This window comes from Corallococcus praedator (genome assembly GCF_003612125.1).
Classification (GTDB): domain Bacteria; phylum Myxococcota; class Myxococcia; order Myxococcales; family Myxococcaceae; genus Corallococcus; species Corallococcus praedator.
On sequence record NZ_RAWI01000988.1, the window covers coordinates 1 to 455 of the forward strand.

Here is a 455-nt window from a genome sequence, read left to right on the forward strand (position 1 = left end):
GGATGGACTGGGTTCGTCCTGCAAGGGGTTGCGAAGGTTGCGTGGCTCCAGCCGTCAACGCTCCGCAAGGGGCTGCGCACATGGCAAGGCAATGGGGTCCTCCCACCAAGCCCATCACCAATGCAGTCCACGCAAGAGTCGCCAGCATGGCTCAGATGATGCGTGAGAACCGCGCGCGGTTGCGATCCACCTGCAGATGCCGGTCAAACACCATCGCGACGCCACGAACGAAGAACCATCCCAGCGCCGTCACGGTAATACCTTCCTGGTCGATGGTGACCAGCCCTTGAGCCGCCAGCTCTTCCAACTGTTCGAGCTCTGCCGCAAAGAAGCTGCGGAAATCGATCAGCCAGGACTGCTCCATGGGCTCGAACAGCAGTTCCCCCTGGCACATCAACGCCATGATCACCGAGCGGCGGACCAGATCGTCCCGGGTCAGCGCCAGCCCCCTCACC

2 protein-coding genes are annotated in these 455 nt (G+C 62.4%); both read right to left on the reverse strand.

Features of this window, described 5'->3' with window-relative positions; genetic code table 11:
* On the reverse strand, positions 1–148 hold a 148-nt coding region (locus D7Y13_RS49215; RefSeq protein ID WP_147452705.1), incomplete at its 3' end, for an urease accessory protein UreH domain-containing protein.
* Positions 149–151: 3 nt separating this feature from the next.
* Positions 152–455: oxygen-independent coproporphyrinogen III oxidase (locus D7Y13_RS42725; RefSeq protein WP_439329267.1), on the reverse strand; the 304-nt coding region annotated here is incomplete at its 5' end.